The following is a 24,151-nucleotide window of genomic DNA, read 5'->3' on the forward strand; positions in this document are numbered from 1 at the left end:
CGAAGGCCAGGGTGTCTTTCCCGTCCTAAACCGAGAGGGGACGCGATCACTCGCTGCGTTCCAGCCCGGCGATAGCCTCAGAGATGTCGTCGGCCTTTTTCTTCAGCACCGCCTGAGCGTCGTAGAGGGCGCGGTTGTAGAAGAAGGGCCCGATCTCGGAGCTGAGAAAGTCGATCAGCATCTGGGCCTGAAGGTCGCGCAGTTCGACGTCCAGTTCGTCCCGAAAATAGGGTCGCAGCTTCGCCGCTATCGCGGCGGTTTCCTCCCGACTGAACTTGATCGGCTTCATCACGCCACCTCGGCGAGCGCCTCTTCCGCCGCGACCCAGGCGACCTCGGCGGCGTCCAGGTCGGCCTGGGTCTTCGCGCGGGCGCGGGTCAGGCCTTCCAGGGCCTTGGGGTTGTTGACGGCGGCGTTGGCCATGTCGTCGTCGATGCGGGCGATCTCGGCGGTCAGGCGGGCCATGGTCTCCTCGGCCTTCTTGACCGCGTGACGCAGGGTCGAGGGGGAGGGGCCGGATTTGCGGTCGTTCTTCTTGCCCTTGTTGTTCTGGGCGGCCGGCGCGGCGGCGGCCTCTTCCTTCTTGATCTGGCTGGGCTTGGCGATGGCCTGTTTGGCGCGGTCCAGAACGAACCTGGCGTAGTCGTCCATGTCGCCGTCGAACGGCTTGACCGTGCCGTCGGCCGCCAGCCACAGCCGGTCGGCCACCATCTCCATCAGCGAGCGATCGTGGGTGATCAGGATGACGGCGCCGGAATAGTCGTTCAGGGCGTCGAGCAGGGCGCGGCGGCTGTCGATGTCCAGGTGGTTGGTCGGTTCGTCAAGGATCAGGACGTGGGGCGCATCCATGGCCACCATGTTCAGCAGCAGGCGGGCGCGTTCGCCGCCCGACAGGCTGTCGACCGTGGTTTCCTGCTTCTCATAGCCCAGGCCGAACTGGGCCAGTTTGGAGCGGCGGGCGCTTTCGGGGGCGTCCGGCATGGCGCGGCGGATGATCTCCAGCGGCGTGTCGGTGGGGTCCATCGCCTCGATCTGGTGCTGGTGGAACCAGCCCACGCGCATCTTGCGGTCGCGGTGCAGTTCGCCCTCGGACACGTCCAGGGCGCCGGCGATCATCTTGGCGAAGGTGGACTTGCCCGCGCCGTTGACGCCCAGCAGGCCGATACGGTCGTCCAGGTCCATCCGCAGGTTCAGATTGCGCAGGATCGGCTTGCCGACGTCATAGCCGACATTGGCCCGCTCCAGCCGGATCAGCGGCGGGGCCAGGGGGCGCGGCGGCGAGGGCAGGGTGAAGGGGGCGACGCGCTCCTCGATGGTGGTGGCCACGGGCTGCATCTTCTCCAGCCGCTTCATCCGCGACTGGGCCTGGGCGGCCTTGGAGGCCTTGGCCTTGAACCGGTCGACGAAGGCCTGGAGGTGGGCGCGTTCGGCGTCCTGCTTGGCCTTGGCCGACAGCTGCAGCCGGGCCTTTTCGGCGCGAGCCTTTTCGAAGGCGTCGTAGTTCCCGGTGTAGAGGGTCAGGGTGTGGTTCGCGAGGTGCAGGATATGGGTGCAGACCTCGTTCAGCATCTCGCGGTCGTGGGAGATGATCAGGGCCGTGTGCGGGTATTTCTTCAGCCGCGCCTCAAGCCACAGGGCGCCTTCCAGGTCGAGGTAGTTGGTCGGTTCGTCGAGCAGCAGCATGTCCGGCTCGGCGAACAGGGCGGCGGCCAGGGCGACGCGCATCCGCCAGCCGCCCGAGAACTCGGACATGGGCCGGGCCTGGTTCTCCTGGTCGAAGCCCAGGCCGACCAGGATTTCGGCGGCGCGCGCCGGGGCGGCGTCGGCGTCGATCTCGATCAGGCGGGCCCAGATCTCGCCCATCTCTTCGGGGGGCGCCGTCTCCAGCCGGCCCAGCAGGGTGTGGCGTTCGACGTCGGCCTCAAGAATGGTGTCGATGACGCTGACGGGGGTGGCTGGGTGCTCCTGGTCGACCGAGCCGATGCGGGCGGTCTTCGGCAGGCTGATCTCGTCGCCGTTGGCGTTCAACTCGCCCAGGATCAGCTTGAACAGGGTGGACTTGCCGATGCCGTTGCGGCCCACCAGGCCGACCTTGGCGCCCGGCGGCAGGCTGACGGAGGCGTCCACGAGGAATTTGCGGCCCCAGGCGTTGAAGGTCAGGTCGGTGATCTGGAGCATGGGAGGCGCAATGGACTTTCTGACCGGTCATCTCTATATGACCAGTCATGACGTATGATCTTGTAAGCGGCGAGGTCGTCATAACGGCCACGGAGTTCAAGGCCAAGTGCCTGGACCTGCTGGATCGCGTGAACTCGGGCGAGATCCGCAGGGTTCGGGTGACCAAGCGCGGCAAGGAGGTGGCGGTGCTGGCCTCCCCGACAGGCGACGGCGAGGCGTCCTGGAACCCCATGAGCATGTTCGGCGCGATGAAGGGATCCATTGTCATCGATCCTAGCATCGACCTGGACAAACCGATCTACCAACAGGTTTTCGGCACAACGGTTGAAGCCGACATGGGGTTGGATGAGATTGATCTCGGCCTTGAAAGTCACGAGGCGTGAGTGACGGGGTATTGCTGGACACCCACGCCCTGATCTGGATCGTCGAGGGGGTCGCACTTCGGCCGGCGGCTGTCGAAATGATCAGTGCGGCGGCTGTGCAGGGCGAATTGTTTGTCTCGGCCGCGTCGGCTTGGGAAATGGGCTATCTGGCCAGCAAGCCAGAGTTGGTCCAGATTTTACGACGCGATGTCCGCGCCTGGTTCTGGGAAGCCGTCAATACGGCTCATGCGCGCATCAAAGACCTGGCGCCGGACATTCTCTTGGATGTCGCGCATCTTCCGCCGCCTCTTCATCGAGATCCCGCCGATCGGATGTTGATCGCCACAGCGCGGGCTCATGACTTGACTTTGATCACCCGCGACCGCGCCATTCTGGACTACGCCGCCGCCGGTCACGTCCGCGCCATCGCCTGCTGATAAGACGGGCTTGGCGCGGGGGCGGGGCGTCGCTATAAGCCCGCGACCCTTAGTCTCCCTAACAAGAAGTCAATTCCCATGACCGAACGCACCTTCTCGATCATCAAGCCCGACGCGACCCGCCGCAATCTGACCGGCGCGATCAACGCCGTGATCGAAGGCGCCGGCCTGCGCATCGTGGCCCAGCGTCGCGTCAAGCTGTCGACCGACCAGGCCAAGAAGTTCTACGAAGTCCACGCCGAGCGTCCGTTTTACGGCGAGCTGGTCGAGCAGATGACCGCCGAGCCGGTGGTCGTCCAGGTGCTGGAAGGCGAGAACGCCGTGGCCGCCTATCGTGAAATCATGGGCGCCACCAACCCCGAACAGGCCGCCGAAGGCACGATTCGCAAGCTGTTCGCCCTGTCGATCGGCGAGAATTCGGTCCACGGTTCGGACAGCCAGGACAACGCCAAGATCGAGATCGCCCAGTTCTTCACCAACGACCAGATCGTCGGCTAAGGCGCTTAAGCCGCGAGGGACCGCGTCCCGAGCGTAGTCCCAGTATAAAGGCCCGCGTCCGGAACCGGACGCGGGCCTTTTCGTTGGGTCAGTCCCGTATCGTCCCCCTCCCGGAGCAGACCCATGAAGACCATCCTGAAACTGACCCCCGTCATCGGCGCCGTGGCCTTGCTGGCCGCCTGCGGCCAGACCATGGAACAACGCGCCGCCACCGGCGCCCTGGGTGGCGCTGTCGCTGGCCAGGTCGTTGGCGGCAACACCGGTTCGACCGTGGCGGGCGCCGCGATCGGCGCTGTCGCCGGTGCAGCGACCACGCCGAAGTAAGACCTTCAGCCTTGTGCTGAAAAAGCCCAACGGCTGAAAAGAAAGGCCCGGAGCGATGCTCCGGGCCTTTTCCGTTCAGGCTGTGCGACCGCTTACCAGATGCGAGCGCGGGCCTCGGGGGCGATGTAGGCCTTCTGGTCCGGCGAGACGCCGAAGGCCGCGTACCAGGCGTCGATGTTGCGCGGCGAGGTGGCGGCGCGGACCGAACCCGGCGAGTGCGGATCCGTGGTCAGTTGCTCCTTCAGCGCCGCCTCGCGCGACTTCTCGCGCCAGACCTGGGCCCAGCCCAGGAAGACGCGTTGGTCGCCCGACAGGCCGTCGATCACCGGGGCCGGCTGGCCGTTCAGCGACTTGTGGTAGGCGTCGAGCGCCAGCAGCAGGCCGCCCAGGTCGGCGATGTTCTCGCCCATGGTCAGATCGCCGTTGACGTGGACGCCGGGCAGGGGCTCCAGGCTATTGTAGATGTCGCCCAGAACCTTGGCGCGCGCCTCGAACCGGGCGGCGTCTTCCGGCGTCCACCAGTCGCGCAGCACGCCGTCGCCGTCGGACTTGCGGCCCTGGTCGTCGAAGCCGTGGGTGATCTCGTGGCCGATGACGGCGCCGATGCCGCCGTAGTTGACGGCCGGGTCCGCGTTCGGATCGAAGAAGGGCGCCTGCAGGATGGCCGCCGGGAAGACGATCTCATTGCGCGGCGGGTTGTAATAGGCGTTCACCGTCTGGGGCGTCATGCCCCATTCCAGCGGATCGACGGGCTTGCCGATCTTGCCGCGCTGATAGGCCCACTCGAAGGCGCTGGAGCGTTCGACATTGCCGTACAGGTCGCCGGCGGTCAGTTCGAGACCGTCATACGACCGCCACTTGTCCGGATAGCCGATCTTCACCCCGAACTTGGACATCTTGTAGAGGGCCTGTTCGCGGGTCGCCTCGCTCATCCAGTCCAGGGTCTTGAGCCGTTCGGTCATGGCCGCGCGGATATTGTCGACCAGGGTCTCCATCTGGGCCTTGGACGAGGCGGGGAAGTGCAGGCGGACATATTCCTGGGCCAGGACTTCGCCCAACTGGCCGTCGACCAGGGCCACGCCGCGGTTCCAGCGGGGACGGTTCTCGGGCTGGCCGCGCAGGGTCTTGCCGCGGAAGTCGAAGCGGGCGTCGACGAAGGCCTTGGACAGATAGGGGCTGGCCTGATCGACGATCTGGGTCGCCTCCCACGCCTTCAGGGTCTCGATCGGGGTTTCGGCGAAGACCTGGGCGATGCCCGGGAAGGCCGTGTTCTCCATCAGTACCAGGGTGTCGAGGTTGCCGACCTGGGCGCCGTCGAGGAAGGCGGTCCAGTCGAAGCCGGGGGCCAGGGTCGCCAGATCGGCGACCTTGGACGGGTTGTAGAGCTTGTCGATCTGGCGACGCTCGACCGTGGTCCAGTGTTTCTCGGCGACCTTGGTCTCGAAGGCCAGGATGTCGGCGGCGCTCTGGGCCGGATTGGTCCAGCCGATGGCGGTCAGGGTCTGGGTCAGATAGGCCAGATAGGCCGCGCGTTGGGCGGCGAAGTCCGGCTTCAGATAATAGTCGCGGTCGGGCAGGCCGAGCCCGCCCTGGGCCAGATAGGCCGAGTTGATGTTCGGGTTCTGCAGGTCCTCGAACACGGCGACGCCGAACAGGGAGCCGCCGAAGCCGGAATGGCTGGCGCCCATCAGGCGGGCCATGGCGGCGTGGTCGGTAATCGCCTTCACGGCGGCGAGGTCGGCGGCCATGGGCGCGGCGCCCAGCTGTTCGACGCGGGCTTCATCCATGAAGCTGGCGTAGAGGGCGCCGACCTTCTGGGCGTTGGCGTTGACCGGATTCGCGGCGCTGGTCTCGATGATCGACTTCAGCTGGGACTGGGCGTTCTCATAGAGGACGTCGAAGGGACCGAACCGGGCCTTGTCGGCGGGGATCTCGGTGGTGCGGAGATAGGTTCCGTTGGCGTATTCGTTGAAGTCGTCGCCCGGCTTGACGCTGGTGTCGCGGCCGGCGAGGTCAAAGCCCCAGGCGCCGAAGGGGGCGGGGGCGCCGTGCGCGCCGTGCGAGTGGTCCTGGGCCGAGGCGCCGCCGGTCAGGGCGACGACGATACAGGCCGAGCAGGCGGCCATAAGGCGAATACGATTCATGAAGGATAGGGTCCCGATTTTTGTCGGCCGCACCTTTGCGCCGGTGCGGCGGCCTGTCGCATGAAGTTTTCGTAATCCGGCGAGAGGCGGTTCCCGGTGGATGCGGTCAGCGGCTCACGCCTGAACCTCATCGCCTTCCCTGGAAGTCGTCCATCGAATGATAGACGCCCAGCCAGCGCCCGCCGATCAGGTCGAACCATCGTACCGGCAGAAGACCGCGGACCAAGGGCAAAAGGTTCACGATCCACGGCAGTCGCAGAACGATCCTGTCCGTCTTGATCGCCGCGACGATCCGATCGACGACCTTGTCGGGTCTGAGGATGGGGATGACGGGCGAACGCACGCCCTGGAACATGCCGGTGTCGATGTAATAGGGCATGACGGTCGTGACCTTCACGCCGGTCGCCTCTTGCTCCATTTCGATGCGCAGGGAATCGGACCAGCCGATCACGGCCCATTTGCTGGCGCAGTAGACCGACATTTTGGGGTTGGAAACCAGGCCGGCTGCGGAGGCGATGTTGACGATATGGCCGCCGCCGCGGGCGATCATGCCGGGCAGGACGGCGTGCGCCACATACATCGGCGCCAGCGCGTTCACATCCATGGTTCGCGCGATGTCGTCGGGGCTGTGGGCGACGAAGGGCCGACCGGTCACCACGCCGGCGTTGTTCACCAGCATGTCGACCTTGATCCCGGCCTCGTTCATCTCTTGAACCGTGGCGCGGATACGTTCGGGGTCGGCCAGATCGACCAGATAGGTCGACACGGCGACGCCGCCCCCGGCCAAGTCGTGGGCCAGTCGCTCCATGGCCTCCGCCTGGATATCCCAGAGAACCAGATGCGCGGCGCCCTCAGCGACGAACCTCCGCGCCATCAGCGCGCCGATCCCGGACGCCCCGCCGGTGATCAGAACCGTCTTGCCGCCAATCCTGCTCATGAGAGTCCATCCGTGTCCGCAGTATTCAAGAACTGGAGTATTTGCTCTCATTTGACAAGGCTGGTAGTCGAGGAAGCCCTTCGCTCCGTCGTCGCCGAATGAGGCCGGGCGGAGTCCAAGTCACAGGGAGACCCATGGCCGCCAACCCGACGGATGCTCAGGACGGTTCCGGGCCCACCGGAAGCGGGCCTGTGCGGCGGCCGCCGGTCCAGGATCGCGGCCGTCGGCGGGTTGAGCAGATCCTCGACGCCGCCGCCGAAGTGATCGGCGAAATGGGCGTGGACAACGCCACGACCAATATGATCGCTGCGCGGGCCAGCACGTCGGTCGGGGTGCTGTATCGCTTCTTCCCCCACAAGCGCGCGATCATCGAGATGCTGGCGGTGCGCTATGTGCACGAGACCGAACAGATTCTGAGCCGTCAGGAGCAGGCGGGCATTGCGGTTTGGCCCCTGCGTCAGGCGGTCGAATGGGTCCTGCATGCGCTGACGGACTTTCATCAGGCCCATCCCGCCTATCAACACGTCTATCGGGCCGTGCGCGCCTCCAGCAGTCCGGAAAGCACCGCATTGCTCGGTCACACCCGGGTCGTCGTCGATCGCTTGCTGGCGCTCCGCGCACGGCATGTCCTGCCCCAGGACCGCGAATGGCACGCCACCACAGTGGTCGAAGCGGCGCATGCCCTGGTGGTTCAGGCCTGCGCCCTGACGCCTGACAAACGCGTGCGGCTTATCGAGGAAACCGCCCTGATGCTGACCCGGTACCTGACGCCGGATTATGCGCCTTCGGACCGGGCCTGACGGCGCAGCATGGAGAGGTTCAGGCCCGCGCCAAACCCTTGCAGAAGCTCGCCAGCACCTGAGGATACAATCCATGTTCCGCCGTCTTCACCCGCTCGGCCAGGGCGGCGGGCGTGTCGTCGCCCAGGACCGGCACGCGGGCCTGGCCCAGGATCGGACCTTCGTCCACGCCTTCGGTGACCAGATGAACGGTGCAGCCGGCCTCGGCGTCGCCGGCGGCGATGGCGCGGGCGTGAGTGTCGAGGCCGGGATAGAGGGGCAGCAGGCTGGGGTGGATGTTCAGCATCCGGCCCTCCCATGCGCGCACCAGCCACGGCGTCAGGATCCGCATATAGCCGGCCAGGGCGACCACCTCGACGCCGGCCGCGCGCAGGGCCTCGTCAACCGCCCGCTCATGGGCCTCGCGGTCCTTGCCGAACGGCTTGTGGGGGATGGAGACGGTCGCGACGCCCTTGGCCGAGGCGATGGCCAGACCGCCCGCGTCTTCGATGTTGGACAGGACCAGGGCGACCTCATAGCCGCTGTCGGCGGCCTGACCGGCGTCGATCAGGGCGGCCATGTTGGAGCCGGTCCCGGAGATCAGGACGGCGACGCGGACGGGAGAAACGGCTCGGGACGACATGGCCGCCCCCATGGCGGGGCGGGCGACGCTTGGCAAGGATCAAACGCGATCCGCTCTTGTTGTCCGCCGTGTTCGGACGTTACCGTGTAACGCCGCCCATCCGACGAGGGGTCCTGAGGGGCGGCGGGTACAGGGGATTATCGCATGAAGAGACTGATCTGCCTCGCGGCCATGGCCGCGATGTTGGGCGCGCCCGCAGCGTCCTTCGCTCAGGAGAGCGGTTCGAACAGCGGCGCCAGCGGCGGCGGCGCGATGCGCTCGGCGACCGACCGGTTCCGCAACGCCAACGCTGACTCCATCGAAAAGGACTGGGCGCGCGCGCCGGTCAAGGAGGCCGAGGTCACGACGGCCCATTCGGTCAACGCCCATGGCAAGACCCTGCGGTATCACGCGACGGCGGGGACGCTGACGATCCGCGACGACGCGGGCATGCCGACGGCCAGCCTGTTCTACACCGCCTATACGCTGGACGGTCAGCCGCTGGGGACGCGGCCTGTGACCTATCTCTATAACGGCGGGCCGGGCTCGCCGACGGTGTGGCTGCACATGGGCTCGTTCGGGCCGATGCGGGTCCAGACCGATGAGCCGACGGTGGTGCGGCCCGCGCCCTTCGCTTTCGGCCCCAACGACATGACCTTGCTGGACCAGACGGACCTGGTCTTCATCGACATGGTAGGGGCGGGCTTCTCGCGGCCGCTGGGCGAGACGGCGGGTTCGGCCTTCTGGGGCGTGGATCAGGACGCCGACGCCTTCGCCCGCGCCATCATGCGCTACACGACCAAGTTCAGCCGCTGGTCCAGCCCGAAATACATCATCGGCGAATCCTACGGCACCCTGCGCACCGGCGCCGTGGCCTTCCAGCTGGAAGACCGGGGCATGTCGCTGAACGGGGTGGTGCTGTTGTCGTCGATCATGAACTACGGCGTGCGTCAGCCGGGCTATCCGCAGAATTTCGTCACCCTGCTGCCGACCTATGCGGCGACGGCCTGGTATCACCGCAAGCTGGCCCATCCGGCGGCGACGGTGGAGGAACAGGTGCAGCGGGCGCGTGACTTCGCGCTTGGGCCCTACGCCTCGGCCCTGGCCAAGGGGCATATGATCTCGGACGCCGAGCGCGCCGACATCGTGCGTCAGATGAGCGAACTGACGGGCCTGTCGCCCATTTTCATCGACAACGCCAATCTGCGGGTCGAGCTGAGCAGCTTCCGCAAGGAACTGCTGCGTGACCGGCGCCAGACCATCGGGCGACTGGACACCCGCTATCTGGGTCTGGACGACGACGCCTCTGGGGATTCGCCCGAGGACGATCCCTCCAGCTCGGCCGTGACGGGGGCCTATTTCGGCATCTTCCGCGACTATGTGGCCAATGAGCTGAAGTACGACACCGACGTCGAATACCGGATGTCGGCGCGGGGCCTGCCGGGCTTCAACTGGAACTGGAACCACCGTCCGCCGGTCGGCGGGCCGCAGACGACGCCGAATACGGCGGTCGATCTGGCCACGGCGATGCGGCGCAATCCGTATCTGAAGGTGATGGCGCTGAACGGCTATTACGACGCCGCCACCCCCTTCTTCTCGACCGAGTTCGACCTGGCCCAGATGATGCTGGAGCCCAGCCTGAGGCCGAACCTGGAGTTCACCTATTATGAGGGCGGGCACATGATGTACCTGAGCCACGACGCCCTGGTGAAACTGCACGCCGACCTGTCGCGTTTCTACAGCGAAACGGCGAACGGCGGCGCGCGCTGATACGCAAGAGGGCCGGAGGCGTCGCCGCCTCCGGCCCTTGTTTCATGCGAAACCGGCGCGTCGAAGGATCAGGCCGCTTCCAGCTGTCCGCAGACGAAGGCGACCTCGCCCGCGTTCAGCAGGGCGGCCAGCACCGGCTCGGCGTTTTCGGGCGAGACGATCAGGATGAAGCCGACGCCGCAGTTGAAGGTGCGGCGCATCTCGTGGTCGCTGATGCCGCCGGTTTCGGCCAGCCACTGGAAGACGTGGGGCATGGGCCAGTTGTTCCAGTCGAACGAAGCCTTCAGCCCCTCGGCGATGCAGCGGGGCGGGTTCTCGATCAGGCCGCCGCCGGTGATGTGGGCCGCGCCCTTGACCAGGCCCGCCTTCATCAGGGGCAGGACCGGCTTCACATAGATGCGGGTCGGCTCCATCAGGGCCTGGGCCAGCGAGCGGTCCTTGGCGAAGGGGGCGTCGTCGCCCCAGGCCAGGCCGGACTTCTCGACCACCTTGCGGACCAGGGAATAGCCGTTCGAGTGCGGGCCGGTGGAGCCCAGGCCGATGATGATGTCGCCGGCCGCCTGGCGATCCAGATAGGGCAGGGCGTGGCCGCGCTCGACCGCGCCCAGGCTGAACCCGGCCAGATCATAGTCGCCGTCGGTGTACATGCCCGGCATTTCAGCGGTTTCGCCGCCGACCAGGGCGCAACCGGCCTGGCGGCAGCCCTCGGCGATGCCGGCCACCACGCGGCGGGCGGCGTCGATCTCAAGCCGGCCGGTGGCGTAGTAGTCGAGGAACAGCAGCGGCTCGGCGCCCTGGGCCAAGAGGTCGTTGACGCACATGGCGACCAGGTCGATCCCGACGCCGTCATGACGGCCGGTTTCGATGGCGATCTTCAGCTTGGTGCCGACGCCGTCGGTGGTGGTGACGATCAGCGGATCTTCAAATCCGGCGGCCTTCAGGTCGAACAGGGCGCCGAAACCGCCCAGCGACGGCTCCGAACCGGGGCGCGCCGTGGACCTGGCCAGGGGCTTGATGTGTTCGACCAGCATCTCGCCTGCGTCGATGTCCACACCGGCGTCGGCGTAGGTCAGGCCGTTTTCGAGAGGCTTTTGGGTGTCGCTCATGGGTCTCAGGCCTGGAATCGGGGCGGAAATGCAGCGCGGCTCTTGCCACAGGTGGGTTGCGGGGGGCTATAGCATCGGAATGACGCCGATCACCACCAATGAGGCGCTGGCCGATTTTTGCGCCCGCCTCGCCACCGCCCCGTTCATCACGGTCGACACCGAGTTCATGCGGGAAACGACCTACTGGCCCAGGCTGTGCCTGATCCAGGCCGCGTCCGCCGATCACGCCGGGATCATCGATCCCATGGCGGAAGGCCTGGACCTGGAGCCCTTCCTGGACCTGTTGCGCGATCCGAAGATCATCAAGGTCTTCCACGCCTGCCGCCAGGACGTCGAGATCTTCGTGCGCCTGGGCGCCATGCCCAGGCCGATGTTCGACACCCAGGTGGCGGCCATGGCCGCCGGGTTCGGCGAACAGGTCGCCTATGATTCGCTGGTGCGGCAGATGCTGCGCGTCGAACTGGACAAGGGCAGCCGCTTCACCGACTGGGCGCGACGCCCGCTGTCGGACAGCCAGCTGGTCTATGCGCTGGGCGACGTGACCCATCTGGCGGCCCTGTATCCCAAGCTGCGCGACCGGCTGAAGAAGGAAGGCCGGCTGGACTGGGTGATGTCGGAGATGGAGAGCCTGATCGATCCGGCCCTTTACGACACCAATCCCGAGAACGCCTGGAAGCGGCTGAAGCCCAAGAAATTCTCGGCCAAATACCTGGCGGCCTTCAAGGCCGTGGCCGTCTGGCGCGAGCGCGCCGCCCAGGAGCGCGACCAGCCGCGCGGCCGAATCCTGAAGGACGAGGGCATCGACGAGGTCGCGCAACAGACCCCCACCGACCCCGAGGCCTTCAACCGTCTGCGTTCGGTGCCCAAGGGCTTCGGCGGATCGCGCCTGGGCCTGGAGCTGGCCGAGGAGCTGAAGCGCGTCCTGGCCGACCCCGAATCCCATGCGCCCGAGATGGAGCGGCCGGCCCATCGCCAGCCCGCGCCGCCGTCGGTGGTGGAGCTGCTGAAGGTGCTGCTGAAGGCCAAGAGCGACAACGCCGGGGTGGCGTCCAAGCTGATCGCCACCGTGTCCGATCTGGAAAAGATCGCCGTCACCGACGACGCCGATGTGGATGCGTTGAAGGGCTGGCGCCGCCAGATCTTCGGCGAGGACGCGCTGAAGCTGAAGCGCGGCGAGATCGCCCTGGTGCTGAGCGGATCGCGGGTCGAGGTCGTCGAGATCGAGGGTTAGGCGCCGGCCGGCGGCTCCCACAGTTCGATGGGATTGCCCTCGGGGTCGTGGATGCGGGCGAAGCGTCCGACCTCGGGGCTGGCGTCCCAGTCTTCCTTGGTGATGACCTCCACGCCGGAGGCTTTAAGCGAAGCGATCAGAGCGTCCAGGCCTTCGACGCGCAGGTTCAGCATCCAGCGCCGGTCCTGGGCGAAATAGTCGCTCGTATCCTTGAACGGCGAGAAGACGGTCGGCCCGGCCTGCTGATCCCACAGGAACTGACCCTCTGGGGCGCCGACGCCCAGGTGCTTCAGATACCAGGCCGAAAGCGCCTGTGGATCCCGAGCGCGGAAGAAGAAGCCGCCGATTCCGGTTACGGGCATGAGTGTTCCTCTCGTTCGACGAGAGGCTGAACCCTGTTCGGTGATCTGTCTAGATTTTCAGACCCAGTCCCATCGCCTCGGCCAGGGCCTTGGCGCGCTTCTTCGTCTGTTCGCCCAGCAGGACGTCGGCGTAGCCTTCAGTGGCTGTCAGCTTCAGTTCGGCCTTGCCGACCGTGGCGGTGGCGTTGGCGAGCAGTTGCGACGACCGACCCGACAGATCGCAGGCCAGGCGGATGGCCAAGCCCAGCGCGCGGGCGCGCTTGGCGGCGTCCTCGTTCAACAGGCGGCTGATGATGTCCGGCTGGGGCGTGGCCGGACCGCCGCCGTAGCGAGCGTTCATGGCGCAGGCGAGGAAGGCGCGCTCCGCATGGCTGACGCCCGCCACGGGCGCGCGCAGAACCTGGTCGAAGACGAGTTCCAGACGGTGGTCCGGATGCAGGCGCGCGCCCAGGTCCGACAGGCGGCAGGCGGCGGCGGACAGGACGCCGTCGCGCGCGGCGCCGAAGGCCGACGGCAGGGCCGAGACGACGTCTGAAATCCAGCCGTTCAGGGCGCCGGGCAGGGCGGGGTCGATCCCCTGCCGTCCGCCCAGGGCCGCGCATCCGGCCAGCAGCGGATCGGCCGCCTGGGTCGCCTCGTCCAGGGTTTCGAACAGCAGGCCCTCGCGCACCCCCCAGGCGGACATCTCGATCCGCTTCAGGTTCAGGTGCTTGATCAGACCTTCCAGCACCAGGCCGGCGTAGGGCAGGGTTTCGGCCCGCTTCTTGGACACGCTGGGCAGTTTCGCCAGGCTGGCGGCCGACTGTTGCGCGACCAGACGCGCGGTCTCCAGCGCCTCGTCCGCCGTGATCTCGTACTGGTGCACGACCTTCAGCGGATAGGATTTCAGCGCCATATGGACCTGGGCCAAGGTGCGCCAGGCGCCGCCGACGGCGTAGAGGCGGTCGGTCTGGAACTGGGCCGCGACGGGTTTCAGCCTCTGGTCGATGCGGGCCTTGATCCGGTCGGCGTCGAATCCCTTGCCCTCGGCCAGGGCGAAGGGGCCCAGCGGCAGGGTCAGCCCCTGTTCGACGCTGCGCGCCGCGCCAGGCGCGCCGTCCAGACGAGTCAGCTCCAGACTGGCGCCGCCCATGTCGGCCGAGACGCCTTTCGCATTGGGCGCGCCGGCCAGCACGCCCGTGGCGGCGTATTTCGCCTCTTCCTCGCCGGACAGGACACGGATCTGCAAGCCCGTCTCGGCGGCGACGCGCTGGCAGAACTCAGGGCCGTCCCTGGCTTCGCGCACGGCCGCGGTGGCGGCGATCAGGGTGGCGTCGGGGCGAACCCCCTCCAGCACGGCGGCGAAACGGCGCAGGGCCGTCATGGCCATGACCACCCCCTCGGGCGACAGCTTGCCGGTGGTCGGCAGGTCGCGGCCCAGACCGGCCAGGACCTTTTCGTTGAACACGGTCCAGATCGCCCGACCTTCCAGCCGGTAGAGAACCAGACGGACCGAGTTGGACCCGATGTCGATGGCCGCGACGTCGCGGCCGGTAAGCGCCAGATCCGGCATCAGCGGCCGGGACGCTCGTAGCTGAGAACGGACGGCAGGGTCTTCACCTTGCGCCCACGGCCCGACAGGCTGGGATTGGTCATGAAATATTTGTGGGCCGAGAAGGGCCGCTCCGGATCGGCGGGGATGAGGCGGGTATAGCGCCCTTCGGCGTCCAGCACCCAGCTTTGTGCGTCGTCCTTAAGATTGGCGACCATGATCTGGTCCAGCACCTGGTCGTGGACGGTGGCGTTGCGGATCGGGGTCATCAGCTCGACCCGGCGGTCCAGGTTGCGCGTCATCCAGTCGGCGGACGAGATGAAGACCTTGGCCTTGTCGTGCGGCAGGTCCTTGCCGTTGGCGAAACAGACGATGCGGCTGTGCTCCAGGAAGCGGCCGACGATGGACTTGACGCGGATGTTCTCGGACAGGCCCGTGACGCCCGGCCGCAGGCAGCAGATGCCGCGCACGACCAGATCGATGCGCACGCCCCACTGGCTGGCCCGGTACAGGGCGTCGATGATCTCGGGGTCGACGAGCGAGTTCAGCTTGACCCAGATGGCGGCTGGCTTGCCCATGGCGGCGGCCGACATCTCCTTGCCGATCAGTTCGATCAGGGTGGACTTCATGTTCAGCGGCGAGACCACCAGGGCCTCCAGCTCGTCCGGGGTGGCGTAGCCGGTGATGTAGTTGAACACCCGGCTGGCGTCGCGGCCCAGGACCGGGTCGCACGAGAACAGGGACAGGTCGGTGTAAATTCTGGCCGTGACCGGGTGATAGTTGCCGGTGCCGAAGTGGCAGTAGGTGCGCAGGGCCTCGCCCTCACGGCGCACGACGACGCTGAGCTTGGCGTGGGTCTTGTATTCGACGAAGCCGAAGACGACGTGGACGCCGGCCCGCTCCATGGCCCGGGCCCAGCGCAGATTGGCCTCCTCGTCGAACCGGGCCTTCAACTCGACCAGGGCGGTGACGTTCTTGCCGTTCTCGGCAGCCTCGATCAGGGCGGCGACGATGGGGCTGTCCTTCGAGGTGCGATACAGGGTCTGTTTGATGGCGATGACGTTCGGATCCCGCGCCGCCTGACGCAGGAACTGCACCACCACGTCGAAGCTTTCGAACGGGTGGTGGATCAGCATGTCCTTCTCGCGGATGGCGGCGAAGATGTCGCCGCCGTTGTCGCGGACCCGCTCGGGATAGCGCGGCTCATAGCCCTTGAACTTAAGGTCGGGGTGGCCGCCGGGGATCAGATCCGACAGCTGGGCCAGGCCCAGCATGCCGTCGACCAGCACCACGTCCTGGGGCGTCGCCTCCAGTTCGCCGACGATGAAGTCGCGCAGGTCGGTCGGCATCGAGGCCTCGATCTTGATGCGCACGACCGAGCCCAGGCGACGCTGTTTCAGCGCCTCCTCGAACTCGAGCACCAGGTCCTCGGCCTCTTCCTCGATCTCGATATCGCTGTCGCGGATCAGGCGCAGAAGGCCCTTCTCCAGGATGTCACAGCCGGGGAACAGGTGGTCGATGAACAGCAGCAGCACGTTTTCAAGCGTGATGAACCGCTTGCGACCGGGCGCCGAGCGGCCGTCGGTCGGCAGCTCCCAGAAGCGCCGCACCTGGGTCGGCACGGGCACCAGGGCGTAGAAGGTCTTGGCCTCGCCCTTGCGTTTCAGCTTCAGCGCCAGGGAGAAGCCGAGGTTGGGCAGGAAGGGGAAGGGATGGGCCGGGTCGATGGCCAGGGGCGTCAGGACGGCGAAGAGCTGGTTCAGGAACTCGGGCTCCAGCCGCTCCTTCTCGGTCTTGGTCAGGCGGTTGCGGTCGACCACCTCGATGCCGACGGTCGCCAGTTCCTTCTTCAGCTGGCGCCAGCGCACCTGCTGTTCGGCCATCAGGTCGCCGGCCGAGATATTGATCCGCTCGAGTTGTTCGGCCGGGGTCAGGCCGTCGGCCGAAAGCACCCGCACCCGCTCGCGCAACTGGCCCTTCAGGCCGGCGACGCGGGTCATGAAAAACTCGTCGAGATTGTTGGCCGAGATCGACACGAACCGCAGGCGTTCCAGCAGCGGGTGGTTCGGATTGGCGGCCTCTTCCAGCACACGTTCGTTGAAGGCCAGCCAGGAGATTTCACGGTTGAAGAACCGCGTGGGCGAGGCGATCAGTTCCTCGTTCAGGGCAAGCTGGGGGGCGCGGGAAGCGGGGACTTCCTCGCCCAGGGTGGCGTCGTGGATCGCGGCGTCGGTCATGGCCCGGTTCTCGCGCGCGACTGTGACGGCCGCAAGCGGCCATCGACATTTTCATGGGCGGCCATTCGCCCCGGCCCTCAGTCGGTCTCGACCTCGACGGCGGCGCTCATTTCGTCCAGCACCTGCCGGGCCAGGGCTCGGGTGACGGGGCGGTGCAGGGCGTCCAGACGTTCGACCGCAGTCGCCGCAGTGTCGGCGGACCGGTCCAGCCGCCGCACCAGATAGGCGATCACCTCGTCGGTCGGGGCGATGCTGCGCTCGGCGAACCGGGCGCGCAGAATGGCGGACAGGACCCGGTCGTCCGGCGCCTCGACGGCGACGGTCCGGACCGCGTCCAGGCGTGAGCGCAGATCGGGCAGGGCGACGGACCAGTTCCGCGGGGCCGCGCGCGACACCAGCAGCAGGGCGCCGCCGCCCGTATGGGCCAGATTGATCAGGTGAAACAGGCTCTCGTCGTCCGCATCGCGCGCGCGATCCAGCAGGACCGGCCGCCCTTCCAGCTCCAGCGGATCGACCAGGGCCGCCTCGACGCCGTTCAGCGGCACGGCCCCGACCCGTTCGGCCCAGTCGGCGGCCAGCCGGCTCTTGCCCGAACCCGCCGGTCCGTAAAGGGCCAGGACCGAACCGGCGCCGTCCGGCCAGCGCGACAATACGCGGACGGCCTCGGCGTTGCTGTCCGACGACACAAAGGCCTCGCCCGCAAGCGGGCGTTCCAGCGGCAGACGCAGCTGTTCGGCGTTCGGTCGGATCATGGCGCTCTGCGCGGGCATGAGCCTGTCATAGCAGAGGCGGAGACGAACTGCGCCGGCGCATCCTGTTGGTACAGGGGAGCGAAGGCCCGCCCTGTGGACGGAATCAGGCGAATTCGGTCAGGGCGGGGATCAGCTTGCCCGCCTTGAACTCGGTGATCGTATAGTCGGCGAGGCCGTGGATCTGGAAAGGATCGTCCTTCAGCAGGGCTTCCAGGTCTTCCTTCGCGCCGCCGCCGCGCACCACCAAGATCCCGCCGGTGCGCGGAACCATGGGGCCGGCGGCGATGATCAGGCCGCTGGCGACATGGATGTCCAGCCATTCGCGATGCTCCACCGTCTTCGCCTCGATGGCTTTGATGGGCTGGGTATAGGTGATGGTGACGATGAACATGGGCAGCCTTGCGCGGTGACTGGAACCGCTATCGCGCGGCGCGGCGGGGTTTGCAACGGCTGAAACCTTGACTTTCGAGGGGGATAATGCGCCCTACGCCGCTTCGATTTCAGGCGCCTGAGGCGTCAGATTCCACCGCAGAATTCCAGACGGTCCATTCATGCACGCCTATCGCTCTCACACCTGCGGCGCCCTGCGCGCCTCCGACGCCGGTTCCGCCGTCCGCCTGTCCGGCTGGGTGCATCGGAAGCGCGATCACGGCGGCCTGCTGTTCATCGATCTGCGCGACCACTACGGCCTGACCCAGCTGGTGCTGCACCCGGAGACGCCGGGCTTCGCGGCGGTCGAGCGTCTGCGCGCCGAAAGCGTGATCAAGATCGACGGCGAAGTCGTCGCCCGCGACGCTTCGGTGGTGAACCCGAACCTGCCGACCGGCGAGGTCGAAGTCCGCGTCCAGGGCGTCGAGGTCCTGTCGGAAGCCGCCGAACTGCCGATGCCGGTCTTTGGCGATCAGGAGTATCCGGAAGACATCCGCCTGGCCAATCGCTTCCTCGACCTGCGTCGCGAGCGTCTGCACAAGAATATCGTGCTGCGCTCCAGGGTCATCTCTTCGATCCGCCAGCGCATGGTCGGCCAGGGCTTCCTGGAATACCAGACCCCGATCCTGACCGCCTCGTCGCCGGAAGGCGCGCGCGACTTCCTGGTGCCGTCGCGTCTGCACCCCGGAAAGTTCTACGCGCTGCCGCAGGCGCCGCAGCAGTTCAAGCAGCTGCTGATGGTCTCGGGCTTCGACCGCTATTTCCAGATCGCCCCCTGTTTCCGGGATGAGGACCTGCGCGCCGACCGTTCGCTGGAATTCTACCAGCTCGACGTCGAGATGAGCTTCGTGACCCAGGAAGACGTCTTCGCCGCCATCGAGCCGTTGATGCACGGCGTGTTCGAGGAGTTCGGCGAGGGCAAGCCGGTCTCGCCCATCGACGGCGCCCATGTCTTCACCAACGATTTCGGCGAGACCTTCGAGCACAAGGGTTTCGAGCGCCTGACCTACGCCCAGTCGATGGCCTGGTACGGTTCGGACAAGCCGGACCTGCGCAACCCGATCAAGATGCAGGTGGTGTCCGACCACTTCCGCGACGGCGGTTTCGGCCTGTTCGCCAAGATCCTGGGCGCGGACGAGAAGAACGCCGTCTGGGCCATCCCGGCCCCGACCGGCGGATCGCGCGCCTTCTGCGACCGCATGAACTCGTGGGCGCAGGGCGAGGGCCAGCCGGGCCTGGGCTATATTTTCTGGTCGGAGGACCAGGGCGCCTGGGGCGGCCCCATCGCCAAGAACCTGGGCCAGGAGCCGACCGAGGCCCTGATGAAGTCCTTGGGCCTGGGCCAGGGCGACGCCGCCTTCTTCGTCGCCGGCCTGCCGTCGGTCTTCGCCAAGTTCGCCGGCCTGGCCCGCACCCGCGTGGGCACGGAGCTGAAGCTGATCGACGAGAACCAGTTCAAATTCTGCTGGATCGTCGACTTCCCGATGTTCGAATGGTCGGAAGAAGAGAAGAAGGTCGATTTCAGCCACAACCCCTTCTCGATGCCGCAGGGCGGGCTGGAGGCGCTGGAGACCCAGGATCCGCTGACCATCCGCGCCTTCCAGTACGACATCGTCTGCAACGGCTATGAGCTGTGCTCGGGCGCGATCCGGAACCACAAGGCCGAGATCATGCTGAAGGCGTTCCAGATCGCCGGCTACGACGCCTCGGTGGTTGAGGAGCAGTTCGGCGGCATGCTGAACGCCTTCCGCTACGGCGCGCCGCCGCACGGCGGCCTGGCCCCCGGCATCGATCGCATCGTCATGCTGCTGGCCGGCGAGACGGCCATCCGCGAGGTCATCGCCTTCCCGCTGAACCAGCAGGGCGAGGATCTGCTGATGAACGCCCCGACCGAGGCGGAAGAGCGCCAGCTGAAGGACGTCCACATCCGCACGGCCGTGCCGATCAAGGTCTGATCGGCCACGCCTGATCGCCGAAACGAAGAAGGGGACGCCGTGGCGTCCCCTTTTTGCTGGTCAGTGTTCGGCGGACACGAAGTGGCGCACGGCCGGGGGAGCCGGCGGCGCAGGCGGGGTGCGGATCACCCGGATGGTTCCGCGACAGGCCTGGGGCGTCAGACGACCGGGCAGGCGGGTGGCGCCGTCGCCGCAGGCCTCGCTGACCTGATCCTGGGTCAGGTTGCGCGCGCCGGACAGGTCGGCGCCGCGAATGTCTGTGCGCCGCAGCGAGGCGTCGTTGAAGTCGGCGCGGGTGAAGGTCGCCCCGGTCAGACGGGCGCCGTCCAGGCTGGCGTCACGGAAGGAGGCGTTCGAGAAGTCGCCGCCGGACAGGTTGGAGGCGTTGATCTCGGCGTCGGAGAAGTTTGCGCCGACGGCGTGGACATTGGCCAGGGTGGCGCCGAACAGTTCGCTGTTCGAGAAATTCGCGCCCGCCAGGGTCGCGCCGTTGAAATTCACGCCGTGCAGTTCGGCCCCCGACAGGTCGGCCCGCGACAGGTTGGCGCGCACGAAGGATGAGCCCTGGGCCTCGGCCCCCGTCAGGACGGCGCCGGTGAAATTGGTCGAGGTGAAGTTGGCCCCGACGATCTCGACCCCCGTCAGATTGGCGCGACTGAAGTCGCTGCCGGTGAAGTTGGAGCCGACCATTTCCGCGCCGCGCAGATTGGCGCCGACCAGGGTGGCGTTCATGAAGCTGGCGCCGGTGAAGGTGGCGCCCGACAGGTTTCGGCCCGACAGTTCGCAGCGATTGCACGAACCGCCCAGGGACACCGACCGGGCCACGTCGCGATCCTGGACCGTCATCTCGATCCCGGCGAAGGCGGGGGTGGCGAGCATCAGGCCCGCCGCCGCGATCAGCGCGGATTTCAATCGGATGGGGGTTGGGCGGGCGATCTGTTTCACGCAGTCTGAATGCCCCGAAACACCGGCCATACCTACTTAAATCGAGGTAATTTCGTTAAATCCCGGCAAGACGGATGGCCGTCAGCAGGCGGGAATACGTAGGTTTCCGGACAGAATGGTCGAGCCGTCGCCGCAGGCGCGGTTCAGCTGACCCTGGGTCAATCCGGTGGCGCGCGAGAGGTCGGCGCCGGACAGGTTGGTCCCGATCAGCTTTGCGCCCGAGAAGTTCGCGCCTTGCAGATAGGCGCCGACGAAACTGGCGTTGGTCAGGTCTGCGCCCGAGAAGTTGGAGCTGGAGAAGACCCCGCCGTAGGCCTCGACGTCGCGCATGTCGGCGTTGGAGAAACGGGTGCGGTTCATCACGCTGAGGCTGAGGTCCGCCTGGCGCAGGCGCGCGCCGGACAGGTTCAGGCCGCGCGCCTCAAGACCGGAGAAATCACCCTGGAACAGGTTGCAGCCGGCGCAGGATGCGCCGCGTTTCACGCTGGCGATCTGGCTGGCGTTCTGCGCCAGAACAGGGGTGGCGGCGGTCGCAAATACGGCGACGGCGATGGACAGGGCAGTCAGGCGGGACATGGGGTCGCTCCAGCGAAAACGTCGCGTGGCGGCACTCTAGAGCCCAGCCGTTAACTTAGCCCTGATCGCCGCCGTGAACCGCCCGGGCGTCTCCGCAGGTGTCGCAGACCCAGACGCCGCCGCGATTCTGCAGGCTGAAATCGCCGCAGGACGGACAGGCGACGGCCTCGGTGTTGGCGACGACCTTCGGTTCAGGCTCGGCCTTCTTGCCGAAGGGCAGGACCACGAGATTGTCGGGCGCCGAACCGCGGGCGAAGCCCTTCGAGATGAAACGGGCGGCGGGGACGGCCTCTCCCCCCTCCGCCTTGCCGTGACCCAGACCGTCGGCGTTCAACTCATCAGGGCCGGCGTTGGCCAGTTCGTGGCGGTCCAGATAGGAGACGCCCAGCTCGCGGAAGATATAGTCCAGGATCGAGGTGGCCGAGCGGATCGAGTCATTGCCCGTGACCCGCCCCGCCGGCTCGAACCGGGTGAAGACGAAGGCGTCGACGAACTCGTCCAGCGGCACGCCGTACTGAAGCCCGATCGAGATGGCGATGGCGAAATTGTTCATCAGGCTTCGGAAGGCGGCGCCTTCCTTGTGCATGTCGATGAAGATCTCGCCCAGTTCGCCGTCGTCGTATTCGCCGGTGTGGATATAGACCTTGTGCCCGCCGACGGCCGCCTTCTGGATATAGCCCTTGCGGCGGTCGGGCAGTTTGCGGCGGGCGCGCTCGCGTTCGACCACCCGTTCGACGACGCGCTCTTGCGGGGCGGGCGTGGGAGCGGGGCGGGGCGTTTCGAGGCGTGGAGCCGCATCGGCTTTCGGCAGGGTCAGCAGGGGGCCGGGGGGCGGAGGCGCGCGACGCAGCCGCACCGCGCGGCGGCCCTCGGCGGCGGCCTGGGCCAGACGACGGGCGGCCTGGGCGGCGGTGGCGCGCCAGTCCAGAAGGTCCACGGCCGTGTCGGGCGCGTCGCTGAACGGTTCGACGGCGCGGCGCAGGTCGGCCTCGACGCCTGCCGGATCGGCCAGCAGGGCGGCGACGGTGGCGGGCGCCTCGGCCCAATCCGTCAGATCGCCGTGGCCGAAGACCCAGCGCGCCGCCGCGAACTCGGCCTCTTCGGGCACGCCCAGCAAGTTCAGCAACGGGCCGTCGCCGTCTTCCAGCCCCAGGACGTCGCGGATGAAGCCGGGGTCCAGCACCGGGGCGGTGAAGACGGCGTCGAAGCCGTCGGCCCCGGCCAGGGCCTGTTCGACGGCGGCCAGTTCGATGTCGGTGAAGCCGAAGGCGCGCAGGGCGGCGTGATCGACGCCCGGCGCCTCGACCAGGGTGCGACGGCCGAACAGCCGGCGCTCGGCCGCCTGGAGGTCGCCGCCTGCGCGGGCCAGGGCGGCGGCCAGGGGCGGGGCCAGGCGACGGCCGATCTGGCCGTCGGCGGTCTGGAAGACATCGATGACCGAAGGGCCGCCGAGGCTCAGTCGCAGCCGGGCCTCGGCGTCGTCCACGAACAGGCCGACGGTTGCATGACGCCGGGGCGCGCCGAGCTTGCCGATCTGCTTCAGGGCGACGGCGGCGAGGGGATCCGGATTGGACTTCAGGCGGGCGCGGCGGGTGCGGTCAGCGTCGGCGACCTGGCTCTTCAGGCCGTCCCATTCGGCGCAGGGGCCGCGCAACTGGGCCAGTTCCACCGAGGTCTGAGCCGCCACGACCGCCGTCAGGCCCGCTAGGGCCTCGGCCCGGGCGGCCAGGTCGCCGCCGGCCGGGATCAGGGCGGCCGAAAGGCCCTCCAGTCCCAGGGAAATGGCGACGCTCGCGGCCTGAAGATCCAGGGCCACGGTCCACAGACGCACCAGATCCGGCAGGCGGTCGAAGGTCCCGCCGTCCAGGGCGGCTACGGCGGACAGGTCCAGCAGGGCGCGACCGACCGCGCGCTCTGCCAGGGCCTCGGCGTCGCGGGGAGAGAAGATCGCGATCAGGCCGCCATCCAGAGCCGATTCGGCTGCCCGCAGGGCCTCGGGCGCGCCGGCGGCGATCTGGGTGCGGTCGGCCAAGGCGATCAGGGGCGGGGTTTCGTGGAAGGGGCGCAGGGCCAGGGCCGGACGTTCGCCATCGACGGCGCGCAGGATGTCGGCGTCGGTGGCGCCGCGACGCCGCGCAGTGGCGGCGGCGCGACCCAGGGCGGGGTTGCGCGACGGATCGGCGCAGTGGCCGTCCGGTCCCTCGCAGCGGTCCACGGCGTCGGCGACGGCGCACAGGGCGTCGGCCAGGGCCTCGGCCGACTGCAGCGCCAGCCGGGCGGTCATGCGGTCGGCGCGGTGTTCGGCCAGATGCGCCGGCGCGGCGGGATCGGACAGGTCGAGAATGTCGGCGGAGCCTGCGCCAGCCTCGGGCGCGCCCACAGGCGAGGCCAGGCCCAGTTGAATGGTGGCGGCCAGTTCGGCGGCGAAGACATAGGCCTCGGCCCGATCGGTGAAGACGCCCTCGGCCAGGCCCCGGCCGGCCAGGCGTTCGGCCCAGGCGTCGACGGCGCCGTTCAGCCAGCCGCCGGTCGGGGACAGGTCGGGGACCAGGGATTCGCTCCAGTCCAGCCAGGATTCGATCCGGGCGTCCGACCATGCGGCCGGCGCCGTGATCTCCTGGACTGTGGCGGCGCGCTCGACAGCGCGGGTCTCCATCGTGACCCGGCGGGCCAGATCCACGAAGCCGGATTGAAAGCGCATGGGCCGCATCTCCCGGTAAGCCTGCCACCAGATTACGGCGATCCATCAAGGCGCGCCACTATATGTAGTAGTTATCAACCGCTGAATCCATTTGACGGTCATTCAGCGCCCTTGGGGCGGACGCCGGCTCGATCCGGTGGTCATCAGGCGAGGCGCGGGCGCCGGCGGGCCAGAAATCGACACAAAGCGACATTGCGCCGCTTGCGGCCGACATTGCTCCTGTGTCATGTAACCGATTACATCAGGTTATCGACAGACCTTCGACAAGAAGGCTG

22 protein-coding genes are annotated in these 24,151 nt (G+C 67.5%); 8 read left to right on the forward strand and 14 right to left on the reverse strand.

The annotated features are described in order from the left end of the window. Window positions 1–46 precede the first annotated feature (46 nt). Window positions 47–289, reverse strand: coding sequence for a DUF2164 domain-containing protein (locus AC07NC_RS01305; protein WP_494568354.1), 243 nt, complete (start codon window positions 287–289; stop codon window positions 47–49). Further along, on the reverse strand, window positions 289–2,178 hold the full coding sequence (locus AC07NC_RS01310) for an ABC-F family ATP-binding cassette domain-containing protein (protein WP_035307887.1): 1,890 nt from the start codon (window positions 2,176–2,178) through the stop codon (window positions 289–291). Before AC07NC_RS01310 ends, AC07NC_RS01305 begins: the two co-directional genes overlap by 1 nt. Window positions 2,179–2,225: 47 nt before the next feature. On the opposite strand from AC07NC_RS01310, the gene AC07NC_RS01315 reads away from it, so the two are divergent. The 4 genes from AC07NC_RS01315 to AC07NC_RS01330 all read left to right on the forward strand — a co-directional run bounded on the left by AC07NC_RS01315 (window position 2,226) and on the right by AC07NC_RS01330 (window position 3,799). Beyond that, complete coding sequence (locus AC07NC_RS01315) at window positions 2,226–2,561, forward strand: type II toxin-antitoxin system Phd/YefM family antitoxin (RefSeq protein ID WP_494568355.1); 336 nt, start codon at window positions 2,226–2,228, stop codon at window positions 2,559–2,561. Beyond that, window positions 2,558–2,977 (forward strand): type II toxin-antitoxin system VapC family toxin, encoded by a 420-nt coding sequence (locus AC07NC_RS01320; protein ID WP_494568356.1) that lies wholly within the window; start codon window positions 2,558–2,560, stop codon window positions 2,975–2,977. The genes AC07NC_RS01315 and AC07NC_RS01320 overlap by 4 nt, the downstream gene beginning before the upstream one ends. A 78-nt stretch (window positions 2,978–3,055) precedes the next feature. After that, the gene (ndk, locus tag AC07NC_RS01325; protein WP_494568357.1) at window positions 3,056–3,475 is read left to right on the forward strand and encodes a nucleoside-diphosphate kinase; all 420 of its coding nucleotides are present in this window, start codon (window positions 3,056–3,058) and stop codon (window positions 3,473–3,475) included. 123 nt (window positions 3,476–3,598) lie between these two features. Then, on the forward strand, window positions 3,599–3,799 hold the full coding sequence (locus AC07NC_RS01330) for a YMGG-like glycine zipper-containing protein (RefSeq protein WP_054766136.1): 201 nt from the start codon (window positions 3,599–3,601) through the stop codon (window positions 3,797–3,799). 92 nt (window positions 3,800–3,891) lie between these two features. Here AC07NC_RS01330 and AC07NC_RS01335 read toward each other — a convergent pair whose 3' ends face one another. Both AC07NC_RS01335 and AC07NC_RS01340 read right to left on the reverse strand, forming a co-directional pair. Continuing rightward, window positions 3,892–5,943: a M13 family metallopeptidase gene (locus AC07NC_RS01335; RefSeq protein WP_494568358.1), complete on the reverse strand. Its 2,052-nt coding sequence runs from the start codon at window positions 5,941–5,943 to the stop codon at window positions 3,892–3,894. A gap of 127 nt (window positions 5,944–6,070) precedes the next feature. Next, window positions 6,071–6,880: an SDR family oxidoreductase gene (locus AC07NC_RS01340; protein WP_492073639.1), complete on the reverse strand. Its 810-nt coding sequence runs from the start codon at window positions 6,878–6,880 to the stop codon at window positions 6,071–6,073. Between the two features lie 134 nt (window positions 6,881–7,014). On the opposite strand from AC07NC_RS01340, the gene AC07NC_RS01345 reads away from it, so the two are divergent. Next, the gene (locus AC07NC_RS01345; protein WP_494568359.1) at window positions 7,015–7,680 is read left to right on the forward strand and encodes a TetR/AcrR family transcriptional regulator; all 666 of its coding nucleotides are present in this window, start codon (window positions 7,015–7,017) and stop codon (window positions 7,678–7,680) included. Window positions 7,681–7,699: 19 nt separating this feature from the next. Here the strand turns inward: AC07NC_RS01345 and purN are convergent, their stop codons facing one another. Beyond that, the gene (purN, locus tag AC07NC_RS01350) at window positions 7,700–8,302 is read right to left on the reverse strand and encodes a phosphoribosylglycinamide formyltransferase (protein WP_494568360.1); all 603 of its coding nucleotides are present in this window, start codon (window positions 8,300–8,302) and stop codon (window positions 7,700–7,702) included. A gap of 144 nt (window positions 8,303–8,446) precedes the next feature. Between purN and AC07NC_RS01355 the strand changes: the two genes are divergently transcribed. After that, window positions 8,447–10,051 (forward strand): S10 family peptidase, encoded by a 1,605-nt coding sequence (locus tag AC07NC_RS01355; RefSeq protein ID WP_494568361.1) that lies wholly within the window; start codon window positions 8,447–8,449, stop codon window positions 10,049–10,051. A 68-nt stretch (window positions 10,052–10,119) separates the two neighbouring features. Here AC07NC_RS01355 and purM read toward each other — a convergent pair whose 3' ends face one another. Then, window positions 10,120–11,157, reverse strand: a complete 1,038-nt coding sequence (purM, locus tag AC07NC_RS01360; RefSeq protein WP_494568362.1) for a phosphoribosylformylglycinamidine cyclo-ligase — start codon at window positions 11,155–11,157, stop codon at window positions 10,120–10,122. Between the two features lie 79 nt (window positions 11,158–11,236). On the opposite strand from purM, the gene rnd reads away from it, so the two are divergent. Further along, complete coding sequence (rnd, locus tag AC07NC_RS01365; RefSeq protein ID WP_035307894.1) at window positions 11,237–12,388, forward strand: ribonuclease D; 1,152 nt, start codon at window positions 11,237–11,239, stop codon at window positions 12,386–12,388. Here rnd and AC07NC_RS01370 read toward each other — a convergent pair. The 5 genes from AC07NC_RS01370 to AC07NC_RS01390 form a co-directional block, all read right to left on the reverse strand. Next, window positions 12,385–12,750 carry a VOC family protein gene (locus tag AC07NC_RS01370; RefSeq protein ID WP_494568363.1) on the reverse strand — a complete coding sequence of 122 codons (366 nt, stop codon included), beginning with the start codon at window positions 12,748–12,750 and terminating at the stop codon, window positions 12,385–12,387. The genes rnd and AC07NC_RS01370 overlap by 4 nt on opposite strands. 49 nt (window positions 12,751–12,799) lie before the next feature. Further along, the gene (locus tag AC07NC_RS01375) at window positions 12,800–14,302 is read right to left on the reverse strand and encodes a Ppx/GppA phosphatase family protein (RefSeq protein ID WP_494568364.1); all 1,503 of its coding nucleotides are present in this window, start codon (window positions 14,300–14,302) and stop codon (window positions 12,800–12,802) included. Then, on the reverse strand, window positions 14,302–16,518 hold the full coding sequence (locus tag AC07NC_RS01380) for an RNA degradosome polyphosphate kinase (RefSeq protein WP_426025190.1): 2,217 nt from the start codon (window positions 16,516–16,518) through the stop codon (window positions 14,302–14,304). The genes AC07NC_RS01375 and AC07NC_RS01380 overlap by 1 nt, the downstream gene beginning before the upstream one ends. 77 nt (window positions 16,519–16,595) lie before the next feature. After that, window positions 16,596–17,288, reverse strand: a complete 693-nt coding sequence (locus AC07NC_RS01385; protein WP_050771611.1) for a P-loop NTPase family protein — start codon at window positions 17,286–17,288, stop codon at window positions 16,596–16,598. 85 nt (window positions 17,289–17,373) lie between these two features. Further along, entirely contained in the window at window positions 17,374–17,661 is a 288-nt protein-coding gene (locus AC07NC_RS01390; protein ID WP_494568365.1) for a YciI family protein, read from the reverse strand. Between the two features lie 160 nt (window positions 17,662–17,821). Here AC07NC_RS01390 and aspS point away from each other — a divergent pair, with 160 nt between their 5' ends. Further along, complete coding sequence (gene aspS, locus AC07NC_RS01395; RefSeq protein ID WP_494568366.1) at window positions 17,822–19,654, forward strand: aspartate--tRNA ligase; 1,833 nt, start codon at window positions 17,822–17,824, stop codon at window positions 19,652–19,654. Window positions 19,655–19,714: 60 nt separating this feature from the next. Here the strand turns inward: aspS and AC07NC_RS01400 are convergent, their stop codons facing one another. From AC07NC_RS01400 to AC07NC_RS01410, 3 genes are all read right to left on the reverse strand, one after another. Beyond that, window positions 19,715–20,599: a pentapeptide repeat-containing protein gene (locus AC07NC_RS01400; protein WP_494568367.1), complete on the reverse strand. Its 885-nt coding sequence runs from the start codon at window positions 20,597–20,599 to the stop codon at window positions 19,715–19,717. 81 nt (window positions 20,600–20,680) lie between these two features. Further along, entirely contained in the window at window positions 20,681–21,175 is a 495-nt protein-coding gene (locus AC07NC_RS01405; RefSeq protein ID WP_494568368.1) for a pentapeptide repeat-containing protein, read from the reverse strand. 55 nt (window positions 21,176–21,230) lie between these two features. Further along, on the reverse strand, window positions 21,231–23,876 hold the full coding sequence (locus tag AC07NC_RS01410; protein ID WP_494568369.1) for a TSCPD domain-containing protein: 2,646 nt from the start codon (window positions 23,874–23,876) through the stop codon (window positions 21,231–21,233). Between the last annotated feature and the right edge of the window lie 275 nt (window positions 23,877–24,151).

The organism is Brevundimonas sp. GW821-FHT10A07, from assembly GCF_059415785.1.

Excerpts from the sequence above, each read along its gene's own strand:
- ndk (WP_494568357.1), top strand. The coding sequence starts at position 3,056 with ATGACCGAACGCACCTTCTCGATCATCAAGCCCGACGCGACCCGCCGC.
- AC07NC_RS01335 (WP_494568358.1), bottom strand. The coding sequence starts at position 5,943 with ATGAATCGTATTCGCCTTATGGCCGCCTGCTCGGCCTGTATCGTCGTC.
- purN (WP_494568360.1), bottom strand. The coding sequence starts at position 8,302 with ATGTCGTCCCGAGCCGTTTCTCCCGTCCGCGTCGCCGTCCTGATCTCC.
- AC07NC_RS01305 (WP_494568354.1), bottom strand. The coding sequence starts at position 289 with ATGAAGCCGATCAAGTTCAGTCGGGAGGAAACCGCCGCGATAGCGGCG.
- AC07NC_RS01340 (WP_492073639.1), bottom strand. The coding sequence starts at position 6,880 with ATGAGCAGGATTGGCGGCAAGACGGTTCTGATCACCGGCGGGGCGTCC.
- AC07NC_RS01310 (WP_035307887.1), bottom strand. The coding sequence starts at position 2,178 with ATGCTCCAGATCACCGACCTGACCTTCAACGCCTGGGGCCGCAAATTC.
- AC07NC_RS01315 (WP_494568355.1), top strand. The coding sequence starts at position 2,226 with ATGACGTATGATCTTGTAAGCGGCGAGGTCGTCATAACGGCCACGGAG.
- AC07NC_RS01355 (WP_494568361.1), top strand. The coding sequence starts at position 8,447 with ATGAAGAGACTGATCTGCCTCGCGGCCATGGCCGCGATGTTGGGCGCG.
- AC07NC_RS01385 (WP_050771611.1), bottom strand. The coding sequence starts at position 17,288 with ATGCCCGCGCAGAGCGCCATGATCCGACCGAACGCCGAACAGCTGCGT.
- AC07NC_RS01405 (WP_494568368.1), bottom strand. The coding sequence starts at position 21,175 with ATGTCCCGCCTGACTGCCCTGTCCATCGCCGTCGCCGTATTTGCGACC.
- AC07NC_RS01330 (WP_054766136.1), top strand. The coding sequence starts at position 3,599 with ATGAAGACCATCCTGAAACTGACCCCCGTCATCGGCGCCGTGGCCTTG.
- AC07NC_RS01370 (WP_494568363.1), bottom strand. The coding sequence starts at position 12,750 with ATGCCCGTAACCGGAATCGGCGGCTTCTTCTTCCGCGCTCGGGATCCA.
- aspS (WP_494568366.1), top strand. The coding sequence starts at position 17,822 with ATGCACGCCTATCGCTCTCACACCTGCGGCGCCCTGCGCGCCTCCGAC.
- AC07NC_RS01375 (WP_494568364.1), bottom strand. The coding sequence starts at position 14,302 with ATGCCGGATCTGGCGCTTACCGGCCGCGACGTCGCGGCCATCGACATC.
- AC07NC_RS01345 (WP_494568359.1), top strand. The coding sequence starts at position 7,015 with ATGGCCGCCAACCCGACGGATGCTCAGGACGGTTCCGGGCCCACCGGA.
- purM (WP_494568362.1), bottom strand. The coding sequence starts at position 11,157 with ATGAGCGACACCCAAAAGCCTCTCGAAAACGGCCTGACCTACGCCGAC.
- AC07NC_RS01410 (WP_494568369.1), bottom strand. The coding sequence starts at position 23,876 with ATGCGCTTTCAATCCGGCTTCGTGGATCTGGCCCGCCGGGTCACGATG.
- AC07NC_RS01380 (WP_426025190.1), bottom strand. The coding sequence starts at position 16,518 with ATGACCGACGCCGCGATCCACGACGCCACCCTGGGCGAGGAAGTCCCC.
- AC07NC_RS01390 (WP_494568365.1), bottom strand. The coding sequence starts at position 17,661 with ATGTTCATCGTCACCATCACCTATACCCAGCCCATCAAAGCCATCGAG.
- rnd (WP_035307894.1), top strand. The coding sequence starts at position 11,237 with ATGACGCCGATCACCACCAATGAGGCGCTGGCCGATTTTTGCGCCCGC.